The organism is Pseudomonas synxantha BG33R (assembly GCF_000263715.2).
GTDB classification, from domain to species: domain Bacteria; phylum Pseudomonadota; class Gammaproteobacteria; order Pseudomonadales; family Pseudomonadaceae; genus Aquipseudomonas; species Aquipseudomonas synxantha_A.
In genome coordinates, this window is sequence record NZ_CM001514.1 from 6085831 (window position 1) to 6110290 (window position 24460).

Annotated in this window: 22 protein-coding genes and 1 pseudogene; 11 read left to right on the forward strand and 12 right to left on the reverse strand. The window is 60.8% G+C overall.

Annotation, left to right across the window (positions count from 1 at the left end; all coding sequences use genetic code 11):
* Window positions 1–7: 7 nt before the first annotated feature.
* The 5 genes from lysA to PSEBG33_RS00900 are packed head-to-tail and all read left to right on the forward strand — an operon-like array spanning window position 8 to window position 4413.
* Entirely contained in the window at window positions 8–1255 is a 1248-nt protein-coding gene (gene lysA, locus PSEBG33_RS00920; protein WP_005792445.1) for a diaminopimelate decarboxylase, read from the forward strand.
* A 3-nt stretch (window positions 1256–1258) separates the two neighbouring features.
* The gene (gene dapF, locus PSEBG33_RS00915) at window positions 1259–2089 is read left to right on the forward strand and encodes a diaminopimelate epimerase (protein WP_005792446.1); all 831 of its coding nucleotides are present in this window, start codon (window positions 1259–1261) and stop codon (window positions 2087–2089) included.
* Between the two features lie 13 nt (window positions 2090–2102).
* Window positions 2103–2819 (forward strand): DUF484 family protein, encoded by a 717-nt coding sequence (locus PSEBG33_RS00910; protein ID WP_005792447.1) that lies wholly within the window; start codon window positions 2103–2105, stop codon window positions 2817–2819.
* A gap of 2 nt (window positions 2820–2821) precedes the next feature.
* Window positions 2822–3721 carry a tyrosine recombinase XerC gene (gene xerC / locus PSEBG33_RS00905; RefSeq protein ID WP_005792449.1) on the forward strand — a complete coding sequence of 300 codons (900 nt, stop codon included), beginning with the start codon at window positions 2822–2824 and terminating at the stop codon, window positions 3719–3721.
* Window positions 3718–4413, forward strand: a complete 696-nt coding sequence (locus PSEBG33_RS00900; protein ID WP_005792450.1) for an HAD family hydrolase — start codon at window positions 3718–3720, stop codon at window positions 4411–4413. The genes xerC and PSEBG33_RS00900 overlap by 4 nt, the downstream gene beginning before the upstream one ends.
* A 127-nt stretch (window positions 4414–4540) precedes the next feature.
* On the opposite strand, the gene sutA is transcribed toward PSEBG33_RS00900, so the two are convergent.
* The 4 genes from sutA to glnK form a co-directional block, all read right to left on the reverse strand.
* Window positions 4541–4873: a transcriptional regulator SutA gene (sutA, locus tag PSEBG33_RS00895; protein ID WP_005792452.1), complete on the reverse strand. Its 333-nt coding sequence runs from the start codon at window positions 4871–4873 to the stop codon at window positions 4541–4543.
* A gap of 102 nt (window positions 4874–4975) precedes the next feature.
* Entirely contained in the window at window positions 4976–5401 is a 426-nt protein-coding gene (locus PSEBG33_RS00890; protein ID WP_005792453.1) for a secondary thiamine-phosphate synthase enzyme YjbQ, read from the reverse strand.
* 209 nt (window positions 5402–5610) lie between these two features.
* Complete coding sequence (locus tag PSEBG33_RS00885; RefSeq protein ID WP_005792454.1) at window positions 5611–6948, reverse strand: ammonium transporter; 1338 nt, start codon at window positions 6946–6948, stop codon at window positions 5611–5613.
* Window positions 6949–6982: 34 nt separating this feature from the next.
* Window positions 6983–7321: a P-II family nitrogen regulator gene (glnK, locus tag PSEBG33_RS00880; protein WP_005792455.1), complete on the reverse strand. Its 339-nt coding sequence runs from the start codon at window positions 7319–7321 to the stop codon at window positions 6983–6985.
* Between the two features lie 422 nt (window positions 7322–7743).
* Between glnK and PSEBG33_RS00875 the strand changes: the two genes are divergently transcribed.
* Together PSEBG33_RS00875 and PSEBG33_RS00870 are read left to right on the forward strand one after the other, a co-directional pair.
* Entirely contained in the window at window positions 7744–8007 is a 264-nt protein-coding gene (locus PSEBG33_RS00875; RefSeq protein ID WP_005792456.1) for an accessory factor UbiK family protein, read from the forward strand.
* 672 nt (window positions 8008–8679) lie between these two features.
* On the forward strand, window positions 8680–10176 hold the full coding sequence (locus PSEBG33_RS00870; protein ID WP_005792457.1) for a YifB family Mg chelatase-like AAA ATPase: 1497 nt from the start codon (window positions 8680–8682) through the stop codon (window positions 10174–10176).
* A 6-nt stretch (window positions 10177–10182) separates the two neighbouring features.
* Here PSEBG33_RS00870 and PSEBG33_RS00865 read toward each other — a convergent pair whose 3' ends face one another.
* A complete protein-coding gene (locus PSEBG33_RS00865; RefSeq protein ID WP_005792458.1) occupies window positions 10183–10758 on the reverse strand; it encodes a TetR/AcrR family transcriptional regulator in 576 nt (191 codons plus the stop codon).
* A 112-nt stretch (window positions 10759–10870) separates the two neighbouring features.
* Between PSEBG33_RS00865 and PSEBG33_RS00860 the strand changes: the two genes are divergently transcribed.
* Window positions 10871–11785, forward strand: a complete 915-nt coding sequence (locus PSEBG33_RS00860; RefSeq protein WP_194439574.1) for an ABC transporter six-transmembrane domain-containing protein — start codon at window positions 10871–10873, stop codon at window positions 11783–11785.
* A 3-nt stretch (window positions 11786–11788) separates the two neighbouring features.
* On the opposite strand, the gene PSEBG33_RS30230 is transcribed toward PSEBG33_RS00860, so the two are convergent.
* From PSEBG33_RS30230 to PSEBG33_RS00850, 3 genes and pseudogenes are all read right to left on the reverse strand, one after another.
* A complete protein-coding gene (locus PSEBG33_RS30230; RefSeq protein WP_372804228.1) occupies window positions 11789–12649 on the reverse strand; it encodes a methyl-accepting chemotaxis protein in 861 nt (286 codons plus the stop codon).
* 42 nt (window positions 12650–12691) lie between these two features.
* Window positions 12692–13765, reverse strand: a pseudogene (locus PSEBG33_RS30235) (Cache 3/Cache 2 fusion domain-containing protein); the annotation flags it as partial.
* Window positions 13766–13943: 178 nt separating this feature from the next.
* Complete coding sequence (locus PSEBG33_RS00850) at window positions 13944–14864, reverse strand: LysR substrate-binding domain-containing protein (protein WP_005792461.1); 921 nt, start codon at window positions 14862–14864, stop codon at window positions 13944–13946.
* Window positions 14865–15016: 152 nt separating this feature from the next.
* Here PSEBG33_RS00850 and PSEBG33_RS00845 point away from each other — a divergent pair, with 152 nt between their 5' ends.
* Complete coding sequence (locus PSEBG33_RS00845; protein WP_005792462.1) at window positions 15017–16420, forward strand: NorM family multidrug efflux MATE transporter; 1404 nt, start codon at window positions 15017–15019, stop codon at window positions 16418–16420.
* A gap of 125 nt (window positions 16421–16545) precedes the next feature.
* Here the strand turns inward: PSEBG33_RS00845 and PSEBG33_RS00840 are convergent, their stop codons facing one another.
* Window positions 16546–18210, reverse strand: a complete 1665-nt coding sequence (locus PSEBG33_RS00840) for a putative bifunctional diguanylate cyclase/phosphodiesterase (protein ID WP_005792463.1) — start codon at window positions 18208–18210, stop codon at window positions 16546–16548.
* A 276-nt stretch (window positions 18211–18486) separates the two neighbouring features.
* On the opposite strand from PSEBG33_RS00840, the gene rep reads away from it, so the two are divergent.
* Both rep and PSEBG33_RS00830 read left to right on the forward strand, forming a co-directional pair.
* Window positions 18487–20496, forward strand: coding sequence for a DNA helicase Rep (gene rep, locus PSEBG33_RS00835; RefSeq protein ID WP_005792464.1), 2010 nt, complete (start codon window positions 18487–18489; stop codon window positions 20494–20496).
* A gap of 58 nt (window positions 20497–20554) precedes the next feature.
* A complete protein-coding gene (locus PSEBG33_RS00830) occupies window positions 20555–21127 on the forward strand; it encodes a xanthine phosphoribosyltransferase (RefSeq protein ID WP_005792465.1) in 573 nt (190 codons plus the stop codon).
* Window positions 21128–21242: 115 nt separating this feature from the next.
* Here the strand turns inward: PSEBG33_RS00830 and PSEBG33_RS00825 are convergent, their stop codons facing one another.
* The 3 genes from PSEBG33_RS00825 to PSEBG33_RS00815 form a co-directional block, all read right to left on the reverse strand.
* A complete protein-coding gene (locus PSEBG33_RS00825) occupies window positions 21243–23165 on the reverse strand; it encodes an acetyl-CoA hydrolase/transferase C-terminal domain-containing protein (RefSeq protein ID WP_005792466.1) in 1923 nt (640 codons plus the stop codon).
* A 134-nt stretch (window positions 23166–23299) separates the two neighbouring features.
* Window positions 23300–23716: a c-type cytochrome gene (locus PSEBG33_RS00820; protein WP_005792467.1), complete on the reverse strand. Its 417-nt coding sequence runs from the start codon at window positions 23714–23716 to the stop codon at window positions 23300–23302.
* A 181-nt stretch (window positions 23717–23897) separates the two neighbouring features.
* Window positions 23898–24446: a cupin domain-containing protein gene (locus PSEBG33_RS00815; RefSeq protein ID WP_005792468.1), complete on the reverse strand. Its 549-nt coding sequence runs from the start codon at window positions 24444–24446 to the stop codon at window positions 23898–23900.
* Window positions 24447–24460: the final 14 nt, after the last annotated feature.

A 24460-nucleotide genomic window follows, 5' to 3' on the forward strand; every position in this document is an offset into this window, starting at 1 on the left:
GAAACTTATGGACGCTTTTAACTACCGGGACGGCGAGCTGTTCGCGGAAGGCGTGGCGCTGTCCGCGATTGCCCAGCGCTTTGGTACCCCGACCTATGTGTACTCCCGTGCGCATATCGAAGCCCAATACCGCTCGTTCACTGACGCCCTCGATGGCGTGCCGCATCTGGTGTGCTACGCGGTCAAGGCCAACTCCAACCTGGGTGTGCTGAATGTCCTGGCGCGCATGGGCGCCGGTTTCGACATCGTCTCCCGTGGCGAGCTCGAACGCGTATTGGCCGCCGGCGGCCAGGCTGAGAAAATCGTGTTCTCCGGCGTCGGCAAGACCCGCGAAGACATGCGCCGCGCCCTGGAAGTCGGCGTACATTGCTTCAACGTCGAATCCACCGACGAGCTGGAGCGCCTGCAAGTCGTTGCCGCCGAGATGGGCGTTCGTGCGCCGATCTCCCTGCGCGTCAACCCGGATGTCGACGCCGGCACCCACCCGTACATTTCCACCGGTCTCAAAGAGAACAAGTTCGGCATCGCCATCGCCGACGCCGAAGAGGTGTACATCCGCGCCGCGCAACTGCCAAACCTGGAAGTACTGGGTGTCGACTGCCATATCGGCTCGCAACTGACCACACTGCCACCCTTTCTGGATGCCCTTGACCGTCTGCTGGCCTTGATCGATCGTTTGGGCGAGTGCGGCATCTACCTGCAACACATCGACCTGGGCGGCGGCGTCGGCGTACGTTATCGAGACGAAGAGCCACCGTTGATTAGCGACTATATCCAGGCCGTGCGCGAACGCATCGAAGGCCGCGACCTGACGCTGATGTTCGAGCCGGGCCGCTATATTGTCGCCAACGCCGGCGTGCTGTTGACCCAGGTCGAGTACCTCAAGCACACCGAACACAAGGATTTCGCCATCGTCGATGCGGCGATGAACGACCTGATCCGCCCGGCGCTTTACCAGGCCTGGATGAATGTCACCGCCGTGACGCCGCGCGCCAGCGAAGCCCGCGCCTACGACATCGTCGGCCCGATCTGCGAGACCGGCGACTTCCTGGCCAAGGACCGTCAGCTGGCCCTGGAAGAAGGCGATCTGCTGGCCGTGCATTCGGCGGGTGCCTATGGGTTTGTCATGAGTTCCAACTACAACACTCGCGGCCGTGCCGCCGAGGTGCTGGTGGACGGTGATCAAGCGTTTGAAGTGCGTCGCCGCGAGACGGTAGCCCAGTTGTATGCTGGCGAAAGCCTGCTGCCGGAGTAAGCCATGCTGCTGCGTTTTACCAAGATGCACGGGCTGGGCAATGATTTCATGGTTCTCGACCTGGTCAGCCAGCACGCGCACATCCTGCCCAAACACGCCAAACAGTGGGGCGACCGTCACACCGGCATCGGTTTCGACCAATTGCTGCTGGTGGAGGCGCCGAGCAACCCGGAGGTGGACTTCCGCTACCGGATCTTCAATTCCGACGGTTCCGAAGTGGAACAGTGCGGCAACGGTGCGCGCTGCTTTGCACGCTTTGTGCTGGACAAGCGCCTGACCGCCAAGCGCCAGATTCGCGTCGAAACCAAGGGCGGCGTGATCGAACTGGATATTCGCAGTGACGGCCAGATCAGCGTCAACATGGGCGCGCCACGCCTGGTGCCGGCGGATATTCCGTTCCAGGCCACCGAGCAGGCCCTCAGTTACCCGCTGGACGTGGATGGCAGAACCGTGGATATCGCCGCCGTGTCCATGGGCAACCCCCATGCGGTACTGCGGGTCAACGACATCAATAACGCCCCGGTGCACGAACTGGGGCCGAAGATCGAACATCACCCGCGCTTTCCAGCGCGGGTCAATGTGGGCTTCCTGCAGGTGATCGACCGTACCCGCGCGCAATTGCGCGTTTGGGAACGCGGCGCCGGCGAAACCCAGGCTTGCGGTACCGGCGCTTGTGCCGCTGCCGTAGCCGCGATCAGCCAGGGGTGGATGGATTCGCCGCTGCTGATCGACCTGCCCGGTGGACGCTTGTCCATCGAATGGGCAGGCCCTGGCCACCCGGTGATGATGACCGGGCCGGCCTCGCGTGTATACGAAGGACAGGTCCGTCTATGAGTGAGCCAAGCCAATGACCGATAAGCCTCAAGTACCCGCACACGCCACCCCGAGTGAAAGCCTGGAGGCCGCTGCTGTCGCGGCGTACCTTGAGGCTAATCCGGACTTCTTCGTCGAGCATGAAGAACTGCTGCCGGCCTTGCGCATTCCCCACCAGCGCGGCGATACCGTGTCGCTGGTGGAGCGGCAGATGAAGATCCTGCGCGAGCGCAATATTGAAATGCGCCATCGGCTGTCCCACCTGATGGACGTGGCCCGCGACAACGACCGCCTGTTCGACAAGACCCGCCGCCTGATCCTGACCCTGATGGACGCCGCCAGCCTGGAAGAAACGGTGATTGCCGTGGAAGACAGCCTGCGCGAGGACTTCCAGGTGCCCTTTGTCAGCCTGATCCTGTTCAGCGACAACCCGATGCCCGTGGGTCGCTGGGTCACAGGTGGCGAAGCACAGACAGCCATCGGTGGCCTGCTGTCCGAAGGCAAGACTGTCAGCGGCACCTTGCGTGAACATGAACTGGACTTCCTGTTTGGTGCAGAGCAGCGCAAGCAGATCGGCTCTACCGCCGTCATCGCCGTCAGCCATCAAGGCTTGCACGGCGTGCTGGCCATCGCCAGCCGTGACCCTGCGCACTACAAAAGTTCGGTGGGCACGCTGTTCCTGACCTACATCGCCGAAGTGCTGGGCCGCGTCCTGCCGCGTCACACCACCACACTGCGCGCGGTGCGCTGACCATGGAGCGGCAACTGGACGCCTACTGCGCTCACCTGCGCAATGAGCGCCAAGTGTCGCCCCACACGCTGGAAGCTTATCGGCGGGACTTGAACAAGGTCCTGGCCTATTGCGAAAAACAGCACGTCAGCAGCTGGAAGGCCCTGGATATCCAGGCCCTGCGCAGCCTGATCGCCCGGTTGCACCAGCAAGGCCAGTCCTCGCGCAGCCTGTCTCGCCTGCTGTCGGCAGTGCGCGGCCTCTATCACTACCTCAATCGCGAAGGCCTGTGCGATCACGACCCGGCCAATGGCCTGTCCCCGCCCAAAGGCGAGCGGCGCCTGCCCAAGACCCTGGATACCGATCGTGCCTTGCAGCTGCTCGATGGTGCGGTAGAAGATGACTTCCTGGCCCATCGCGACCAGGCAATCCTTGAGCTGTTCTATTCTTCGGGCCTGCGCCTGTCGGAGCTGACAAGCCTGAACCTCGATCAGTTGGACCTCGCCGATGGCCTGATACAAGTGCTCGGCAAAGGCTGCAAGACCCGCGTGCTGCCGGTGGGCAGAAAAGCCCGCGAAGCCTTGCAGCTATGGCTGCCATTGCGCCTTTTGACCAACCCGGCGGACGATGCGGTGTTCGTCAGCCAGCAAGGCCGACGCCTGGGGCCCCGAGCGATCCAGCTTCGGGTCAAGGCCGCCGGCGAGCGGGAGCTGGGGCAGAATCTGCACCCGCACATGCTGCGCCATTCCTTCGCCAGCCACCTGCTGGAGTCCTCCCAGGATCTGCGCGCCGTACAGGAACTGCTCGGCCACGCCGACATCAAGACCACTCAGATCTATACACACCTGGACTTCCAGCACCTGGCAACGGTGTACGACAGCGCCCATCCACGGGCCAAACGCATCAAAGGCAGCGACTCATGAGTATCAAGCTGATCACCTTCGACTTGGACGACACCCTCTGGGACAACGTACCCGTCATCATCAGCGCCGAAGCGTCGATGCGCGAATGGCTGGCAGCCAACGCCGCCAAGGTGGGCGATCTGCCCCTGGAACATTTCGCCAGCCTGCGCCAGCAGGTGCTGCAGCGTCATCCCGAACTCAAACACCGTATCAGCCTGCTGCGTCATCGCGTGTTGATGCATGCGTTCGAGGAGGCCGGTTATCCCCAGCCTGAGGCCACAGAGATGGCGGATGTCTGCTTCGAAGCGTTCATCCACGCACGCCACCAACTCACCGTGTTCCCGGAAGCCGAGCCGATGCTCAAGGCGCTGCGCCAGCACTTCCTGCTCGGCGTGATCACCAATGGCAATGCCGATGTGCAGCGTGTGGGCCTGGCGGACTACTTTCACTTTGCCCTGCGCGCTGAAGATATCGGCATCGCCAAGCCGGATGCGCGGCTGTTTGACGAAGCGTTGCAGCGTGGAGGGGTGGACGCCAGTGCGGCCGTGCATGTGGGCGATCACCCTGGGGATGATATCGCCGGGGCACAGCAGGCCGGGTTGCGGGCGGTGTGGTTTAACCCCGCGGGCAAGGCCTGGGAGGGTGACAAGCACCCGGATGCGCAGATTCGCAGCCTGACGGAGTTGCCGCCACTGCTGAGTCGCTGGGGTTAACACTACCCCCCAATGTGGGAGCTGGCTTGCCTGCTCCCACAAGGTATTGCAGCGAACTGGTAATGGCTCCAGGCATGAAAAAGCCCGCAGCGACGGCGGGCTTTTTCTTACAAGCAAGAGGCGGACTTCAGATAGGTCGGCTGCCGTACTTGTTATCCGGCTTCTTCGGTGGGTCAGCTACCACGTTAGCCTCGACCTCGACCACTTTGCCACCCTTCGCGAGGAATTCTTCCATCGCTCGGGCCAGGGCATCGCGCTCTTTGTTCTTGGCTTCAACACTCGGCAACTCATCTACCGAAACCGCAGCCTTGGCTTTGCCTTTGGCTTTGGGAGCCGCATCATCGGCACCGCCATCATCGGCATCGTCAGCAACGTCTTCCGCCGCTACGTCAATACTTTCTTCGGTGTCATCGTCGTCACCTACTTCGAGTTCGTCGTTTTCCAGATCATCGTCGCTCATGTTCTACCTCATGACTTGCGAAAAGCAGATTAGTTATAGCCCAGCTTCACCCTCTGTCGAGGTCGCCGGAAAAAAATCAACATCCACCGGGTTTCCAGTGGCTTATGCCTCTTCACCGTGCAAGGTGGCGAGGACTTTACGAGCACCGCCATGATCACGGTGCTCGCCCAGATAAACACCTTGCCAGGTCCCCATCGCCAAGCGGCCGGCCTTGACCGGCAAACTCAGCTGGCAGCCCAGCAGACTGGCCTTGAAGTGCGCCGGCAGATCATCCGGACCTTCGTCATTATGTTCAAAACCTGCGCGGCCCTGTGGCACCAGCAGGTTGAAAAAACGCTCGAAGTCACGGCGAACCGCCGGGTCGGCATTCTCGTTGACGGTCAACGAGGCCGAGGTATGCTGCAGCCACAGATGCAACAGGCCCACACGGCACGCCTTCAATTCAGGCAAGCCGGCAAGCAACTCGTCCGTTACCAGATGAAAGCCCCGGGGCTTGGCCCGCAGGGTAATCAGGGTCTGTTGCCACATACAGTTCTCCGCCCATCGGCGCGCATTCTAGCGCGCTCTGGGAAAAAACAAAGTGCCGAATACGCCTTCATGCCTGTAAGACATTTGCACTCTGAAAAGTGCCGTGTGGATCCCATCACAAAGTTGATAAAAAACCCATACACCTTTAGCCAAAGACAAACACCAGACAAAAAAATGCCCGGCAAGCCGGGCATGTTTTTTTCGCGTACTTACAAGTTGTAGCCGCGTTCGTTGTGTTGCGCCAGATCGAGGCCAACCGCCTCTTCTTCCTCAGTGACACGCAGGCCCATGACCATGTCCAGCACCTTGAGGATGACGTAGGTCACGATCGCCGTGTAGATCACGGTGAAGCCTACGCCTTTGCACTGGATCCAGACTTGGGCCGCGATATCGGTCACAGTGCCGAAGCCACCCAGTGCCGGGGCAGCGAACACACCGGTGAGGATCGCACCGACGATACCGCCGATACCGTGCACGCCGAAGGCGTCCAGGGAGTCGTCGTAGCCCAGCTTGCGCTTGAGGCTGGTGGCGCAGAAGAAGCACACCACACCGGCGACCAGGCCGATCACCAGGGCACCCATCGGGCCCACGGTGCCAGCGGCTGGCGTCACGGCGACCAGGCCGGCCACCACACCTGAGGCAATGCCCAGTGCACTTGGCTTGCCGTGAGTGATCCACTCGGCGAACATCCAGCCCAGCGCCGCAGCAGCCGTGGCAATCTGGGTGACCAGCATCGCCATGCCCGCCGTGCCGTTGGCCGCCGCAGCGGAGCCGGCGTTGAAGCCAAACCAGCCGATCCACAGCATGGCCGCGCCGATCAAGGTATAACCCAGGTTGTGCGGAGCCATCGGTGTGGTCGGGAAGCCTTTACGCTTGCCGAGCACGATGCACGCCACCAGGCCAGCCACACCCGCGTTGATGTGCACGACGGTGCCGCCGGCGAAGTCCAGCACGCCCCAGTCCCACATCAGGCCACCGTTGCCGCTCCAGACCATGTGCGCGATCGGCGCGTAGACCAGGGTGAACCAGATAGCCATGAAGATCAGCATCGCGGAGAACTTCATGCGCTCTGCGAAAGCACCGACGATCAGCGCCGGGGTGATGATGGCGAAGGTCATCTGGAAGGTGATGAACACGGCTTCCGGAAACAGCGCCGCAGGCCCGGTGATGCTGGCCGGGGTGACACCCGCCAGGAACGCCTTGCCCAGGCCGCCGAAGAAGGAGTTGAAGTTGACCACACCCTGTTCCATACCGGTGGTATCAAACGCGATGCTGTAGCCGTAGACGACCCACAGGATGCTGATCAGGCCGGTGATGGCAAAGCACTGCATCATCACCGACAGAATATTCTTGGAGCGGACCATGCCGCCGTAGAACAGCGCCAGGCCAGGGATGGTCATGAACAGCACCAAAGCGGTGGCGGTCAGCATCCAGGCGGTGTCGCCGGAGTTGAGGACTGGAGCAGCCACTTCGTCTGCCGCCATGGCCAGGCTTGGCATTACGATGGACAACAGGGCTCCGAGCCCTGCGAATTTACGCAGAGTCATAGTGTTTTCTCCTGGGGCGTTGGGGTTTGGCGGCTTAGATTGCGTCGGTATCGGTTTCGCCGGTACGGATGCGAATAGCCTGTTCCAGATTGACCACGAAGATCTTGCCGTCACCGATCTTGCCGGTGTTGGCCGCCTTGGTTATCGCCTCGATAACCCGCTCAAGATCCTTGTCGTCAATGGCGACATCAATCTTCACCTTCGGCAGGAAATCGACTACGTATTCCGCGCCACGATACAGCTCGGTATGACCCTTCTGCCGACCGAAGCCCTTGACCTCAGTAACGGTAATGCCCTGCACGCCGATCTCGGACAGTGACTCGCGTACATCGTCCAACTTGAACGGCTTGATGATGGCAGTGACTAGCTTCATGAAAACTCTCTCCCGAATTGGTGGACTTGCCCCAGGAAAACAAACCCGTCTCAAGTCTAAGCGCAGTGCCTGGCTTTGTAACGCATCGTCGCCTCGGCATTTGCCGTTGCGACGCCAGCGATCCACTGGTGACGAAACCTGTACCCCTGATCCGTCGGCGCACTGCATTCGTCACAGCGACTGCATCAGTGCATGGGTCATGATCGTCTAAGCAGAAACCTTGCCAGCTCCGTAAAAATCACTGAAATCAGTCCCTTGCTCACTCGTGCCCACCCACGGGGCGTACGTGCAGCCGCAATGCGCATCAAAACGGTGCGCAGCCGCCCGCTTTGATGCGCGAAAACCGTGCGCAACGCAGCATGAAAAAGACTATAGACGCTGCGTGATACACTGCCGGCCAACTGTTTTCCGGAATATTTCCCATGCTCGCGCCCAAAGACCTCCTCGACGCCCTGAGCGGCCACGCCTCTCGCCTGTTCAGCGGCGACACCCCGCTGCCCCGCAATGAAATCGAAAGCCAGTTCAAGGCATTGCTGCAAAGTGGCTTCAGCAAGCTCGACCTGGTCAGCCGGGAAGAGTTTGACAGCCAGATGGTCGTACTGGCCCGCACGCGTGCGCGGTTGGAGAGCCTGGAGGCGAAGGTGGCTGAGCTTGAAGCGCGGTTGGCGCCATCCTCTGCTGAATAAACACGGTTAGTGTGGGAGCTGGCTTGCCTGCGATGGCCATGGGTATCTACACAACTTTGGTACGCTGCTGCTCCTCTGCAAGGGAGCTTGCTGCCTGTCAGCTTATAGCTATCTAACTGATGCACCGCGATCCAAATGTGGGAGGGGCGGTGCGACGATTCGACTTGCCCCCGATGGCGGCCTCAGGGCCGACCAAGACGCTGGATCAGACTGAGTACATATCCGTTTTTTGGGTAACGGCCACTGTTGGTTCCGCTTTTACAGCGGGTCACTTTTGAAAAGAGCCGGAATGCCGGCCCAGCCAAAAGTAACCAAAAGGCTCTTGCCCCACCACTCGGCACCTCGCTTAGGCTCGGTGTGCCCGTAATCCGACAGTGATTTGGGGGGCCGCCTGAGATCAAAAGCAGATCAAGATCAAGATCAAGAGCGGCTCGCTTCGCATCGTGGTTACCATTGGCGACTACAAAGTTGTGTAGATATCTATGCTGCGATGGCGGTGCATCAGCGGATGATTCTTTGCTGACATACCGCTATCGCAGGCAAGCCAGCTCCCACATTTGTTTTGCATTGCCGCCCGGATACGTTCTGTAAAACCTCCCTCCCTCGCTGGACGCCCCCCTCGTCTACCCTTGAAAAACCCGCAGGAAGCGGCCCCCCATTCAAGGAACGAGCATGTCCCTCGCTATCGTGCACAGCCGCGCCCAGGTCGGCGTCGAAGCCCCCGCCGTCACCGTTGAAGTGCATATGGCCAATGGCTTGCCATCGCTGACGCTGGTGGGCCTGCCGGAAACTGCAGTAAAGGAAAGCAAGGACCGCGTTCGCAGCGCCATTCTCAACTCGGCGCTGCAATACCCGGCCCGGCGCATCACCCTCAATCTCGCGCCCGCCGACCTACCCAAGGACGGCGGGCGCTTTGATCTGGCGATTGCCCTGGGGATCCTGGCGGCCAGTGTGCAAGTGCCGGCCTTGATGCTTGATGACGTGGAGTGCCTTGGTGAGTTGGCGTTATCGGGCGAGGTACGGGCGGTGAAGGGTGTGTTGCCGGCCGCGCTTGCGGCGCGCAAGGCCGGGCGCACCGTGATAGTGCCCAGGGCCAATGCCGAGGAAGCCTGCCTGGCGTCGGGGCTCAAAGTGATTGCGGTGGACCACCTGCTGCAAGTGGTGGCGCACCTTAATGGGCATGTGCCGATTGAGCCCTACAGGTCCGACGGCTTGCTGTACTTGAACAAGCCTTACCCGGACCTGAGTGAAGTGCAGGGCCAACTGGCAGCCAAGCGTGCCTTGCTGATTGCGGCGGCCGGCGCACATAACCTGCTGTTCAGCGGGCCACCCGGTACCGGCAAGACCCTGTTGGCCAGCCGCCTGCCGGGCTTGCTGCCACCGCTGAGCGAGCAGGAGGCGCTGGAAGTGGCCGCGATCCAATCCGTGGTCAGCCTGGCCCCCCTTAGCCATTGGCCTAATCGCCCGTTTCGCCAGCCGCACCACTCGGCATCCGGCCCGGCGCTGGTGGGTGGCGGCTCGAAGCCGCAGCCGGGGGAAATCACCCTGGCCCATCACGGCGTGCTGTTTCTGGATGAGCTGCCGGAATTTGATCGCAAGGTACTGGAGGTGCTGCGCGAGCCATTGGAGTCGGGGCATATCGTGATCTCCCGAGCCAGGGACCGGGTGAGTTTCCCGGCACGCTTCCAGTTGGTCGCGGCCATGAACCCCTGCCCGTGCGGCTACATGGGCGAACCCAGCGGGCGTTGTCGGTGCACGCCGGAGCAGATACAGCGCTATCGCAACAAGCTATCCGGGCCGCTTCTGGACCGGATTGATTTGCACCTGACAGTCGCCCGGGAGGTCACTGCGCTGAGCCCCTCCCAACAGGCCGGTGACACCACCGCGCAAGCGTCCGCCCAGGTGGCGCAAGCCCGTGAACGCCAGCACCAGCGCCAGGGTTGTGCCAATGCATTCCTCGATCTGCCACGGCTACGCGAACACTGCCAGTTGACCAAAGCCGATGAAAGCTGGCTGGAAAGCGCGTGCGAACGACTGACATTATCGCTGCGTGCAGCCCATCGGTTGCTCAAGGTGGCTCGCACCCTGGCGGACCTTGAGCAAGTGGAAGGCATCGCCCGCCATCATTTGGCGGAGGCGCTGCAGTACCGACCAGCCGCTCATGGCTAGCACTTGTCAGGCAAAATCCAGCAGCAGCCTCGCCACTTCCAGCACCTCTTCCAGCACCGCTTCTGCCGACTCTGCGGAAGGCTTGAGCATCAGGTCATCGGCATAGCCCATCGCCAGGGCGAAGATCTGCCGTGCAGCGCGCTGACACGACTCGCAGCGAAAGACGCCATCGGCAACGCCCCGCTCGATCACTTCGGCAAGCATGCCTTGCCACTGGGCGTTGATCACCAGGTAAGCCTGGGCCATTTGCGGGTCGTGCATGGCTTCGTCCCAGGCGTCGAGCCACAGCGCCCAAGCGGCGTCAGCGGTGCTGGGCAGACAGTCGCGCAAGAACCCCATAAGCGCTTCTAGCGGTGGAGCATCGGTCAACGGCTCGCGCACTTCATCCAATTGCTCATTGGCAAAGCGCACAAAAGCTTCGCGACGCAGTTCATTCCAGTCACTGAAGTAGTGATAGACGTGACTACGCGACAGCCCGGCATGTTCGGCCAAGTCACGGGTGGACACATCGGCGAAACCCTTGCTGCGAAACAGCTCAAGAGCGGCGGCGATGATCTGGTCTTTACGGTCGATACGCGACATGGGCAATTCCTTCGGGCGCCGGTAGATGAGCGGCGCTTGCTTTTTGAGCGATCGCTCAAGGATACTTGAGCAGTCGCTCAATAATAGCGTCTATCACTCCTTTGGTGCACCCATGACATCCGTCACCCCACAAATTCTGATCGAACAAAGCCAGAAAATCGGCCAGCAGTCCGCCAGCCAGACACTCAAGGCTATTGCCAAAGCTTATCCCGGCAAGCTGTCTTGCACTTTGTCACTGGTGGCGCTGGAGAACGCACTGTTGTTGGCCTACCCGCTGTTTGCCGGGTTCGCGGTGGATTCGATTATCCGCGGCGATGCCACCAGTGCGTTGTTCTATGCCGCCGTAGTCATGGCGTTCTGGGTGGTCGGGGCGGCACGGCGAGCGCTGGATACACGCACGTTCACGCGCATTTACGCCGACCTTGCGGTGCCAGTCATCCTCAACCAGCGCCAACAGAACCACAGCACCTCGAAATCGGCGGCACGGGTGGTGCTGGCACGGGAGTTTGTCGACTTCTTTGAAAAGCACGTGCCAATCATCGCCACGGCGTTGGTATCGATCGTGGGCGCTGCGGTAATGTTGATCGTGATTGAGCCGTGGGTAGGCATGGCCTGTCTGGCCGCGCTGCTGCTGTGCATCACCTTGTTGCCACGCTTTGCACAGCGCAATCAGGAACTACACGAGCGCCTGAATAACCGCCTGGAGAAAGAAATCGGCCTGGTCGAAAAAGTCGGCGCGCCGACCCTGCGACGTCACTACCAGGTGCTGTCACGCCTGCGCATCTGGCTTTCAGACCGCGAGGCTGCGGCGTACCTGTTTCTCGGTACGCTCGCGGCTTTGCTGTTTGTGGTCGCGATCAGCCAGTTGGCCTTGTCCCCAGCGGTCAAGGCCGGCCACATCTACGCAGTGATGACTTACCTGTGGACCTTCGTGACCAGCATGGATGAAGCGCCAGGCATGGTCGACCAACTGGCGCGGCTCAAGGACATCGGCAAGCGCGTAGACCCAGGGCTGGGCGACCACTAAGCCTCAACGAAACCGGTCCACCTCCTGACGCAGGCCTGCCGCCAGGGTTTCCAGTTCCTTGGCGGTGACTGCCAGGTTCGACACCACTTCACGCTGCTCGCTGTTGGCCAGGGCAATGCTTTGCAAGTTACTGCTGAGCAGGGTTGCGGTGCTGCTCTGCTCCTGGGTGGCGGTGGTGATCGCAGCGAATTGCTGGCCGGCCGAGCGGCTTTGCTCATCGATACGCGCCAGGGCCGAGGCGACGTCGGCGTTGCGCGACAGGCCGTCCTGCATCAATACCTTGCCGTGTTCCATGGTGCTGATGGCGTTGCCGGTTTCCTGCTGGATGCTCTGGATCATCGCCGAAATTTCATCGGTGGCCTGGCGGGTGCGCGAGGCCAGGTTACGCACTTCGTCGGCGACCACGGCAAAACCGCGGCCTTGCTCACCGGCGCGGGCGGCTTCGATGGCGGCGTTGAGCGCCAGCAGGTTGGTCTGTTCGGCGATGGAGGTAATCACACCGACGATCCCGCCGATTTCCTGGGAGCGCTGGCCCAGGGTGTTGATCACTGCGGCTGTGCTGTTCAGGGCAGTGGCAATATGCTCCAGCGACGATGACGCCTCTTGCATCGAGGTGCGGCCGATCCGGGTCTGCTGGGCATTCTCTTGCGCCAGGCGCTCGGTATTGCCCATGTTGTCGGCGATGTTCAACGAGGTAGCGCTGAACTCTTCCACCGCGCCGGCCATGCTGGTGATCTCGCCAGACTGTTGCTCCATGCCTTCGTAGGCACCACCGGAGAGCCCCGACAGCGCCTGGGCGCGGCTGTTGACCTGTTCGGCAGCACTGCGGATATGCGAAACCATGGTCGACAGCGCTTCACCCATCTGATTGAAGCTGCGCGCCAACTGCCCGATCTCGTCATGGCTGGACACGTTAAGGCGTGCGCTCAAGTCGCCCGCACCCAGAGCTTGCGCCTGGCGTACCAAATCACTCAGTGGCGCCAGCTTGCTGCGCAACAGCCACACCGTGGCGCCCACTGCCAGCAACATCGCCAGCACACTGCCGATCACCAGGCGGATCCCGACTTCCCACGTCACGGCGCGAATTTCCGCCTTGGGCATACTTGCCACCACCGCCCAGGGGCCGCCTTCGAACGGCACCGAAACGCTGTAGAAATCTTCGTTTTTGTCGCTCCAGAAACGCCCTGCCCCCGGCGTCTTTGCCAGGTCGAGCATCACGGTAATGGCCTGGTCCGGCGCCTGTACGCCGGCTGGCGGCACCAGCCAATGCTTCTGCTCATCCAGCAGCGCCAGGGAGCCGGTCTGGCCGAGGCGGAAGCGCTTGAGGTTTTCAAACTGGGCGTTCTGCGCGTCGGTGTAATCGAAACCGATAAACAGCACGGCGATGACCTTGCCGTTGCTGTCACGTACCGGGCTGTACTGGGTCATGTAGGAACGGTCGAACAATACCGCACGGCCGATATAGGTTTGCCCGTCGGCAACACGCTGGTATGCCGCGCCTTGGCGGTCAAGCACCGTACCGATGGCACGATTGCCATCCTGCTTGGTCAAGGAAGTGCTCACGCGGATAAAGTCGTCGCCGCTGCGCACGAATACGGTAGCCACACCGCCGGACATTTGCTTGAACTCGTCCACTTCTTCGAAGTTGTTGTTCAGCACCTCATTACCCAGGTACAGGCTCGGCGTCTGTACACCGGCCACGGCCACCGGTTGGTCGGCACGCACACTCAGGCCGGCGCCGAAGCGTTTTTCAAACAGCCCGCTCAAACGCTGGGTACTCTCGCGCAAGGTGCTGTGGAAGGTATTGAGTTGGTCGGCGAGCAAACGCGCCTCGCTGGCCAGGTGCTCCTCACGGGTGTCGAGGTTGGCGGAGTCGAGGGAACGCAGGGCAAACACAGTGCTGCCGCTGATAACGACAGCCAGAATCACGGCAAGGGCGAGACCTAACTGGGAGGCAATCCGGGCACGAGGTTGAGACATGACAGCTCCTGGCCGAGGCCAGGATCATCCTGATCTCATAGCGCTGCTCGGCAAATTATCTAAGTGGGAAACGTTGGTGCACGATGGTTCCAACACACCTTCTTCGGCGGCACTTGGTAATACTTGAGCGAATCACAGGGGTATCCCGCAAACGATTGCATCAACCGCCGGCCCCTACTCAATCGAGACGTTCAACCTGGGGCAACTCCATCGCTTTGACTTCACCTTGAAGAAACTCCGCCAGCCGTCGCAAGCGTTCCCCCCCGGGGCGGGTTTTCGGCCACACCAGGTAGTAACTTTCCCCACTGGCGACTGCCCTGGGCCACGGCAGGCTCAGGCGTCCCTGGGCGACATCTTCGGCCACCATCAACAAATCGCCCATGGACACGCCATAGCCACGCGCCGCCGCGATCATGCCCAACTCAAGGGTATCGAACACCTGCCCGCCCTTGAGAGACACCCGGGACGACAACCCCATGCGCTCCAGCCAGCTGCGCCAGTCACGACGATCAGGCGTGGGATGCAACAACTCGGCACTCGCCAGGCGGGCAGCGTCCCAAGGTCCATCATCCAGCAGGTTCGGCGCGCCCACGGGGATCAGCAATTCGGGGAACAGGTAACTGGCCTCCCAGTCCGCCGGAAAACGCCCATCGCTCAACAACACCGCACAGTCGAAGGGTTCCTGGTTGAAGTCCACTTCATCCACGCTCATCCACGCACTGGTCAGTTGCACCTCATTGCCTGGCTGCAAGGCGCGGAAGCGACTCAGGCGCGCCAATAGCCAGCGCATGGTCAAGGTGGACGGTGCCTTCATACGCAGAATGTCATCTTCAGTATTCAAGGTATGACAGGCGCGCTCCAACGCAGCGAAGCCTTCGCGCACGCCGGGCAGCAACAGGCGCGCGGCTTCGGTGAGCTGCAGATTGCGACCGCTGCGCTGGAACAGGCGGCAGGCGAAATGCTCCTCGAGGGTGCGGATATGCCGGCTGACTGCACTTTGGGTGATGGACAGTTCCTGCGCCGCGCGGGTGAAGGAGTTGTGCCGGGAGGCGGCCTCAAATGCACGCAGGGCATACAAGGGAGGAAGACGACGAGACATAGGGAAAGCTCCAACGGCGCAATATCGGCACCCTACCAGAATCAGTCAGGCATGAGTTTTAATCATGTGAGCGATCGCATTTATCCTTTTGTGCAACGCGCCCAAAGCGCCGAGAATCAATCTCTCCCCCATTTCCTGACTATTTGAGTGTGATGATCATGCAACATCCGGCACGTACCGAACTCTGGGCCATTCTGCGGCTGTCGGGGCCGTTGATTGCCTCACAGTTGGCGCACATGCTGATGGTGCTGACCGACACCCTGATGATGGCGCGCCTGAGCCCCGAAGCCCTGGCCGGCGGCGGCCTGGGCGCGGCGAGCTATTCGTTCGTGGCGATCTTCTGCATCGGCGTGATTGCCGCGGTGGGCACCCTGGTCGCCATTCGTCACGGCGCAGGCGATATCGACGGCGCCACGCGCCTCACCCAGGCCGGGCTGTGGCTGGCGTGGTTGATGGCCCTGGCAGCGGCGCTGCTGCTATGGAACTTGAAGCCGGTGCTGCTGATGTTCGGCCAGACCGAAACCAACGTACAAGCGGCGGGGCAATTCCTCACCATCCTGCCTTTCGCCCTGCCCGGCTATCTGACTTTCATGGCGCTGCGCGGCTTTACCAGCGCGATCGGCAAGGCGACGCCGGTGATGGTGATCAGCCTGTGCGGCACCGTGGTCAACTATCTGCTCAATCACGCGTTGATCGAAGGCATGTTCGGTCTGCCGAAGCTGGGCCTGATGGGCATTGGCCTGGTGACCGCCATTGTTGCCAACGGCATGGCGCTGGCATTGATGTGGTACATCCGCAGCAACCGCGCCTATGCCGCCTACCCGCTGGGTACTGGACTGCTGCGCTTGAATACCCACTACCTGCGCGAGCTGTGGCGCCTGGGCCTGCCGATCGGCGGCACCTATGCGGTAGAGGTCGGGCTGTTTGCCTTTGCGGCGTTGTGCATGGGCACCATGGGCAGCACCCAGTTGGCTGCGCATCAGATTGCCCTGCAAATTGTCTCGGTGGCGTTCATGGTACCGGCGGGGATGTCCTACGCGGTGACCATGCGCATCGGCCAGCATTACGGCGCCGGGCAGTTGTTGCAGGCACGCATGGCCGGTCGGGTCGGCATAGGCTTTGGTGCCATGGTAATGCTGGGATTTGCCGTAGTGTTGTGGCTGTTTTCCGACCCGTTGATCGGGCTGTTCCTCGACCATGACGACCCGGCGTTCCATGACGTCATCGTCCTGGCCGTCAGCCTGCTGGCCGTCGCCGCGTGGTTTGAATTGTTCGACGGCGTGCAGACCATTGCCATGGGCTGCATCCGCGGCTTGAAAGACGCCAAGACTACCTTTCTGGTGGGATTGGGCTGCTACTGGCTGATCGGTGCGCCCTCGGCCTGGCTGATGGCGTTCACTTTAGGCTGGGGGCCCACCGGGGTGTGGTGGGGCTTGGCGCTGGGACTAGCGTGCGCGGCGGTAAGTCTGACCTGGGCGTTTGAGGCGAAGATGAAGCGGATGATTCGGCGGGAGCCGGATGCTCCTGTTGGGTTCCAAGCGGCACTGCCTGACTAGCGAGTGCACGCGGTCCATGTGGGAGCTGGCTTGCCTGCGATAGCGGTGTGTCAGGCTAATCATTATTAGCTGAACGACCGCTATCGCAGGCAAGCCAGCTCCCACATTTGAACCACTTTGAAGGCTTAGCCCAACAGTGCCTGCTGGCTTTGCCCAAACATCAGGTACTCCACCAGTTCCGCCAACGGCAACGGCTTGCTGATCAGGTACCCCTGGGCCTGGTCACAACCGAACAACCGCAACAGCTCAAGCTGCTCAGGTGTTTCCACACCTTCGGCCACCACTTCCAGGTTGAGGTTGTGGGCCAGGTTGATCATCGCGTGTACCAATTTGCGGTTTTCTTCGCGCTCTTCCATGCCGCCGACAAAACTTTTGTCGATCTTCAACAAAGCGATCGGCAGGCTGTTGAGGTGTACGAATGACGAAAACCCGGTGCCGAAGTCATCCAGGGAGAACCGCACGCCGAGGCGGCCCAGGGCGTCCATGGTCTGCTTGACCAGATCGCTGCGGCGCATCACCGCGGTTTCAGTCAATTCGAACTCCAGCCATTGCGCTTCCACGCCACGCTCGGCAATCAGGCGACTGAGTGTGGAGAGCAATTGGCTGTCCTGGAACTGGCGAAACGACAGGTTGACGGCCATGTGCAGCGGCGGCAGGCCGCGTTCGCGCAGGTCTTGCATGTCGCGCAGGGCCCGGGAGATCACCCAGTAGCCCAAAGGCACGATCAGGCCACTCTGCTCGGCCAGCGGCACGAATTCGCTGGGTGGCAACAAGCCGCGCTCACCGTGGCGCCAGCGCACCAGGGCTTCGAGGCCGACGATATGACCGTCGTCCAAGTCCAGGCGCGGCTGGTAATGCAGCTCCAGCTCATCGCGGCGCAAAGCCCGGCGCAGTTCACTTTCCAGGTCGGCCAGGCTGCGAGCGTTGCGGTTGATGCGTTCATTGAAGATGTGAAAGGTGCAGCCCTGGGTGCTTTTGGCCTGCTGCATGGCGATATGGGCGTGCCACATCAACGGGTCAGCGCCGGCGCGGGCGCGGGCATGTGCCACGCCCAGGCTGCAGCCGATCAACAGGCTTTCGCCATCGACCCAGTAAGGCTCGGCCATCACTTCGGTGATGCGCTCGGCCATCCACTCGGCACGCTGGGGCGCGCGACGGGTGTCGATCAGCAAGGCAAATTCATCGCTGCCCAGCCGCGCCAGCTGGTCCCCGGCTTCGAGCTGGCTCTTGAGCCGCGACACCACTTGCAGGATCAACCGATCGCCGGCCTGGTGGCCGAGGGCGTCGTTGGCATGACGGAAGTTGTCCAGGTCCAGGTGGCCCAGAGCCAGGCCGCGGCCTTCGTTGTCCGCCAGCCGAGCCGCCAGCAGTGTCTGGAAGCCCTGGCGGTTGGCGATACCGGTGAGCGGGTCCTGCTCGGCCAAGCGCTGCAAGGTGTTCTCCAGAACGCCGCGCTCGCGCACATGGCGCAAGCAGCGGCGCAATGTTTCAGGGTCCAGCCCATTCAGGATCAACCAGTCGCTGACACCGAGCGGCGACACCAGCGGCTCCTGCTCCAACAGCAATACACACGGCAAGCTGCAGCGGCCAGGACCGGGCTGCAGGCTGGGCGTGGTCAATAACACGGCGCCCTGATCGTCATCGAACAGACGACTCACCGAGTCCCAGTTGGGTGCACTGATCAGCACAGCCCCTTCGCCCATCGGCACCAGGCACTCGCGCAACAACGCTGCCCATGCAGGCTCTTCGGCCAGCAGCAGCAAACGCAAGGGTTCGACAGGCGTAGACAAGCTAACTCCCTAGACTCTGCTAAATTTCGTGAGCGATGGCATTATGACGTGCGGCCTGGCAATGATAAATGCGTGACAAATGCATGACAGATGATAGGTGTTATCAAACACGCAGACTGTGAAAAATAGTCTGAGTATTCCCCACATCCTGCGGCAAAGTAGCAAAACCGGCAAATTTAGATCGAGTGGTACGTCACACCGTCGTTCTAAGGCAGCAGAATCTTGCCAGCCTGTTAAAATGCCCGCCCTTTTGAACAACGACTCCTAAAACTCCGTATGTCCCGACTCAATCCCCGGCAGCAAGAAGCCGTGAACTACGTCGGCGGCCCTCTATTGGTGCTCGCCGGCGCCGGCTCCGGCAAGACCAGCGTGATCACCCGCAAGATCGCGCACCTGATCCAGAACTGCGGCATCCGCGCCCAGTACATCGTCGCCATGACCTTTACCAACAAGGCGGCGCGGGAAATGAAAGAGCGGGTCGGCACCCTGCTCAAGGGCGGCGAAGGCCGCGGCCTGACGGTGTGTACCTTCCACAATCTGGGCCTGAACATCATCCGCAAGGAGCATGTGCGACTGGGCTACAAGCCCGGCTTCTCGATCTTTGACGAGACCGACGTCAAGGCCCTGATGACCGACATCATGCAGAAGGAATACGCAGGCGACGACGGCGTCGACGAAATCAAGAACATGATCGGCTCATGGAAAAACGACCTGATCCTGCCCGCCGAAGCCCTGGAAGCTGCACGCAACCCCAAGGAGCAGACCGCCGCCATCGTCTACACCCACTACCAGCGCACGCTCAAGGCGTTCAACGCAGTGGACTTCGACGACCTGATCCTGCTGCCGGTCAAGCTGTTCCAGGAACACAAGGACATCCTGGAGAAGTGGCAAAACAAGGTGCGCTACCTGCTGGTGGACGAATACCAGGACACCAACGCCAGCCAATACCTGCTGGTGAAGTTGCTGATTGGTACGCGCAACCAGTTCACCGTGGTGGGCGACGACGACCAGTCGATCTACGCCTGGCGCGGCGCCCGCCCGGAAAACCTGATGCTGCTCAAGGAGGACTACCCGTCGCTGAAAGTGGTGATGCTGGAGCAGAACTATCGCTCCACCAGCCGCATCCTGCGTTGCGCCAACGTGCTGATCTCCAACAACCCCCACGAGTTTGAAAAACAACTGTGGAGCGAGATGGGCCATGGCGATGAGATCCGCGTGATCCGCTGCCGCAACGAAGACGCCGAAGCCGAACGCGTGGCCGTGGAAATCCTCAGCCTGCACCTGCGCACTGACCGACCCTACAGCGACTTTGCGATCCTGTATCGCGGCAACTACCAGGCCAAGCTGATCGAGCTGAAACTGCAGCACCACCAGGTGCCGTATCGCCTGTCGGGCGGCAACAGCTTTTTCGGACGCCAGGAAGTAAAAGACCTGATGGCCTACTTCCGGCTGATCGTGAACCCGGACGACGACAACGCCTTCCTGCGCGTGATCAACGTACCGCGCCGGGAAATCGGCTCCACCACCCTGGAAAAGCTCGGCAACTACGCCACCGAACGCAAGATTTCCATGTATGCCGCCACCGACGAAATCGGCCTGGGCGAACATCTGGACACGCGCTTCACCGATCGCCTGTCACGCTTCAAGCGCTTCATGGACAAGGTGCGCGAACAGTGCGCCGGCGAAGACCCGATCAGCGCCCTGCGCAGCATGGTCATGGACATCGACTATGAAAACTGGCTGCGCACCAACAGCTCCAGCGACAAAGCCGCGGATTACCGCATGGGCAACGTCTGGTTCCTGATCGAGGCGCTGAAGAACACCCTGGAAAAAGACGAAGACGGCGAAATGACCGTCGAGGACGCCATCGGCAAGCTGGTGCTGCGTGACATGCTCGAACGCCAGCAGGAAGAAGAAGACGGTGCCGAAGGCGTGCAGATGATGACCTTGCATGCCTCCAAGGGCCTGGAGTTTCCTTACGTGTTCATCATGGGCATGGAAGAGGAAATCCTCCCGCACCGCTCCAGCATCGAAGCCGACACCATCGAGGAAGAACGGCGCCTGGCCTACGTGGGCATCACCCGCGCACGTCAGACCCTGGCCTTCACCTTTGCCGCCAAGCGCAAGCAATACGGCGAAATCATCGATTGTGCCCCCAGCCGGTTCCTTGACGAGCTGCCGCCCGATGACCTGGCCTGGGAAGGCAATGACGACACCCCCACCGAGGTGAAGGCCGTTCGCGGCAACACCGCCCTGGCGGATATACGCGCAATGCTAAAGCGCTAGAATCGACTACTTTTCAATCTACTTTCGGCGCCTGCTGCGCCATCAGAGGAAGCTTTCCGTGGAAGCACTGCACAAGAAAATTCGCGAAGAAGGCATCGTGCTTTCCGATCAGGTTCTCAAGGTCGACGCCTTTTTGAACCACCAGATCGACCCGGCACTGATGAAACTGATCGGCGACGAATTCGCCGCGCTGTTCAAGGATTCGGGGATCACCAAGATCGTCACCATCGAAGCCTCAGGTATTGCACCGGCGATCATGACCGGGCTGAACCTGGGTGTACCGGTGATCTTCGCGCGTAAGCAGCAGTCGTTGACCCTGACGGAAAACCTGCTGTCGGCAACGGTGTATTCCTTCACCAAGAAAACCGAAAGCACCGTGGCGATCTCCCCACGCCACCTGACCAGCAGCGACCGCGTGCTGGTGATCGATGACTTTTTGGCCAACGGCAAAGCGTCCCAGGCGCTGATTTCGATCATCAAACAGGCCGGCGCTACCGTGGCCGGCTTGGGGATCGTGATCGAGAAGTCGTTCCAGGGTGGGCGTGCGGAGCTCGATGCGCAGGGTTATCGGGTTGAGTCGCTGGCGCGGGTGAAGTCCTTGGCGGGTGGTATCGTGACCTTCATCGACTAAATCAACGTGTGGGAGCTGGCTTGCCTGCGATAGCGGAGTGTCAAACGACAGAGATGTCGACTGTCAGGCCCTCATCGCAGGCAAGCCAGCTCCCACATTTGATTTGTGTTGCCTGTCAGCGGGCGGTCGCCTGTAGCCCAGCAAGCAATAACCGTTGATACAAATCCTCTTTAAACCCCTCCGGCTTATCCAGACGCATCCGTACCAGATGCTCGGGATACGCCTGCGGCTCCGGTGCATCCAGTGCCGCCTTGCCCAACTCCAGAATCTCCGTCAGCTTGAATTTGCTCTTGAGCCAGTTCAACGCTCGCAACAAGTCCCGCTCCTCATCCGTGAAATCACTGCCCAACGGGTATTCCGGGAACAACCGTCGATGCTTGGCCTGAATCGCCTGGAGGCGTTCCGGCGTGTTGTCCGCAAAGCGCGGATCCAGCTGGAAGTCCTTGGGCAGCTTGCCGGCCTTTTGTGCCTGCTCAATCAAGTCGCCCTGGAAACGCGAGTCTGTGATATTGAGCAGCGCTTCGATCACCTTGGCATCCGTCTGCCCGCGCAAGTCGGCAATGCCGTACTCGGTAATGACGATATCCCGCAGGTGCCGGGGAATGGTGCAGTGGCCGTACTCCCAGACAATATTGGAACTGACCTCGCCCGCCGACTCCCGCCAGCTGCGCAAAATCAGGATTGAACGCGCACCGTCCAGCGCATGCCCCTGGGCAACGAAATTGTATTGCCCGCCCACACCGCTGAGCACGCGACCGTCTTCCAATTGGTCGGCCACGCCGGCACCGAGCAATGTGACCATGATCGCGCTGTTGATAAATCGCGCATCCAGGCGCTGCAGCCGCTTGAGTTCTTCCTGGCCGTACAGCTCGTTGATATAGCTGATGCCGGTCATGTTGAATTCGAGGCGCTTGGCGTGGGTCATTTCCTGTAAGCGCTGGTAAAAACTGCGCGGCCCTAGAAAGAAGCCGCCATGGATCGACACGCCATCGGGTTGCGCCGCATCGTCCAGGGTGCCTGCGTTGGCCTGCATCTGGGTCGCCACATCCGGGTAGACCTTGCGCCGCACAATCCCGGCATCCGCCAGCACCAACAGGCCGTTGACGAACATCTCGCTGCAACCGTAAAGACCACGGGCGAAAGGTTCGACACCGCCCTCACGGCTGATCAACGGCGCCCACTGATACACATCCAGGTCCGTCAGCAGCAATCGATAGGCTTCGTTATCGGCCTGGCGCGCCAGCAAGGCGGCAGTCAGCGCATCGCCCATGGAGCCAATGCCAATCTGCAAGGTGCCGCCGTCACGTACCAGGGTGCTGGCGTGCAGGCCTATAAAATGATCCTGGAAGCCCACCGGCATGTTCGGCGTGGAAAACAATGTGCTGCTGTCTTTTTCATCGAGCAGGTAGTCGAACGCGTCCATGCCCAACTCGGCGTCGCCGGGCATGTACGGCAAATCGCTATGGACCTGGCCGACAACGAGGATGGTTTCCCCGGCTTCGCGGCGCTTGGCGATCATCGGCAGCAGGTCGAGGGTGATATCCGGGTTGCAGCTCAGGCTCAGGCGATCAGGATGCTCGGCGCTGCTGGCAACCAGTTGCGCCACCAGGTTCAGGCCGGCGGCGTTGATGTCGCGGGCGGCATGGCTGTAGTTGCTGCTGACGTAATCCTGCTGCGCCGAGGCGCTATGGAGCAGGCTGCCGGGCTGCATGAAAAACTGCTTGACCTGGATATTCTGCGGCAGGCTGTCCTTGTGCAGGTCTGCGAGGAAATCCAGCTCGGGGTAGTCACCGAACACCCGCTCGATGAACGGTTCGAGAAAGCGCTTCTGCAAGCCATCGCCCATCGTCGGGCGGCCCAGGCTCAACGCGGTGTAGATCGTCAGCGCCCGCTCCGGCAGTTTGGCAATACGCCGGTACAGCGCGTTGGCGAACAGATTGGGCTTGCCAAGACCCAGCGGCATGCCCATGTGGATATGCGCCGGCAACCGCGCCAGTACGTCGTCAACTGCTTGCTCGATTGAACACAACTGCACCATCGGACTGCTCCCGAACATTCCATGAATTGGAGTTGGACCGAGCTTGCCGGGTCTTTGCTGCAATGAACAGCGTCGAAACACAAATCGCGAGCACAAAAAAGCCGCTCGCAAGCGGCTTTTTGGCGAACTTAAGCTTATTTCAAACCTGACATCTTCTGGATAGCGCCCTTAAGCTCGTCATCCGAGCAATCATTGCACGTGCCTTTAGGGGGCATGGCGTTGATACCGGTGATGGCCTTGGCCAGGATGCCATCAAGGCCGCCCTGATGATCGGCGCGCTCTTTCCACGCGGCCGTATCGCCAATCTTCGGCGCGTTCAGCAGACCGGTACCATGGCACGCATTGCAGTGCTTGGCGATCACCTCATCCGGCGTTTTCGCACCACCGCCACCACCCGCTGCCACAGCGACCTCCATGCCCTTGCACTCCTGGCCCTGGACGCAAACCTGGCCCACAGGCTCCAGGCGCTTGGCAATGTCATCATTGGTCGCAGCTTGAGCGCTGACAGCCCATAGGGCCAGTACGGTTGCTGGTGCAGCCAGCATTTTCATAATTAGGTTCACGCGTTCACCCTCAATGGTGGCTATTCACGCCTGCGGCCACGGTTTCGCAGGCGGCGAAAGTATAACGGTTAGCCCGGGCTGCCGAAACAACCCTATTAAATAAAGGGAGATACGGCCACACGGATACAGCTATGGGAGCCTCTGCAACGCTGGCAGGGCGCCTCTTTTGTTAAAAGTTCGCGGGCGTGGCTGCGCTGATTAGTCGCGCCGGCACATCGAACGGGTTGCGAAAACGATGGGGCTTGGTGCTTTCAAAGTAGTAGCTATCGCCAGCTTCGAGCACAAAAGTTTCAAGACCGACCACCAATTCCAGGCGACCTTCCAACAGGATCCCGGTCTCCTCGCCCTCATGGGTGAGCATTTCTTCGCCCGTGTCGGCGCCTGGCGGGTAAATTTCGTTGAGAAAGGCAATAGCCCGGCTCGGGTGCGCCCGGCCCACCAGTTTCATGGTGACGGCACCGTCAGAGATGTCGATCAGCTCATTGGCTTTATAGACGATCTGCGTCGGTATTTCCTGGAGGATCTCCTCGGAAAAGAACTCGACCATGGACATGGGGATACCGCCCAGCACCTTGCGCAGGGAGCTGATCGAGGGGCTGACGCTGTTTTTCTCGATCATCGAAATGGTGCTGTTGGTGACGCCCGCGCGCTTGGCAAGCTCGCGCTGGGAAAGACCTTTGAGTTTACGGATGGATTGCAGTCGTTCGCCGACGTCCAATGCAGGAGCCTCCT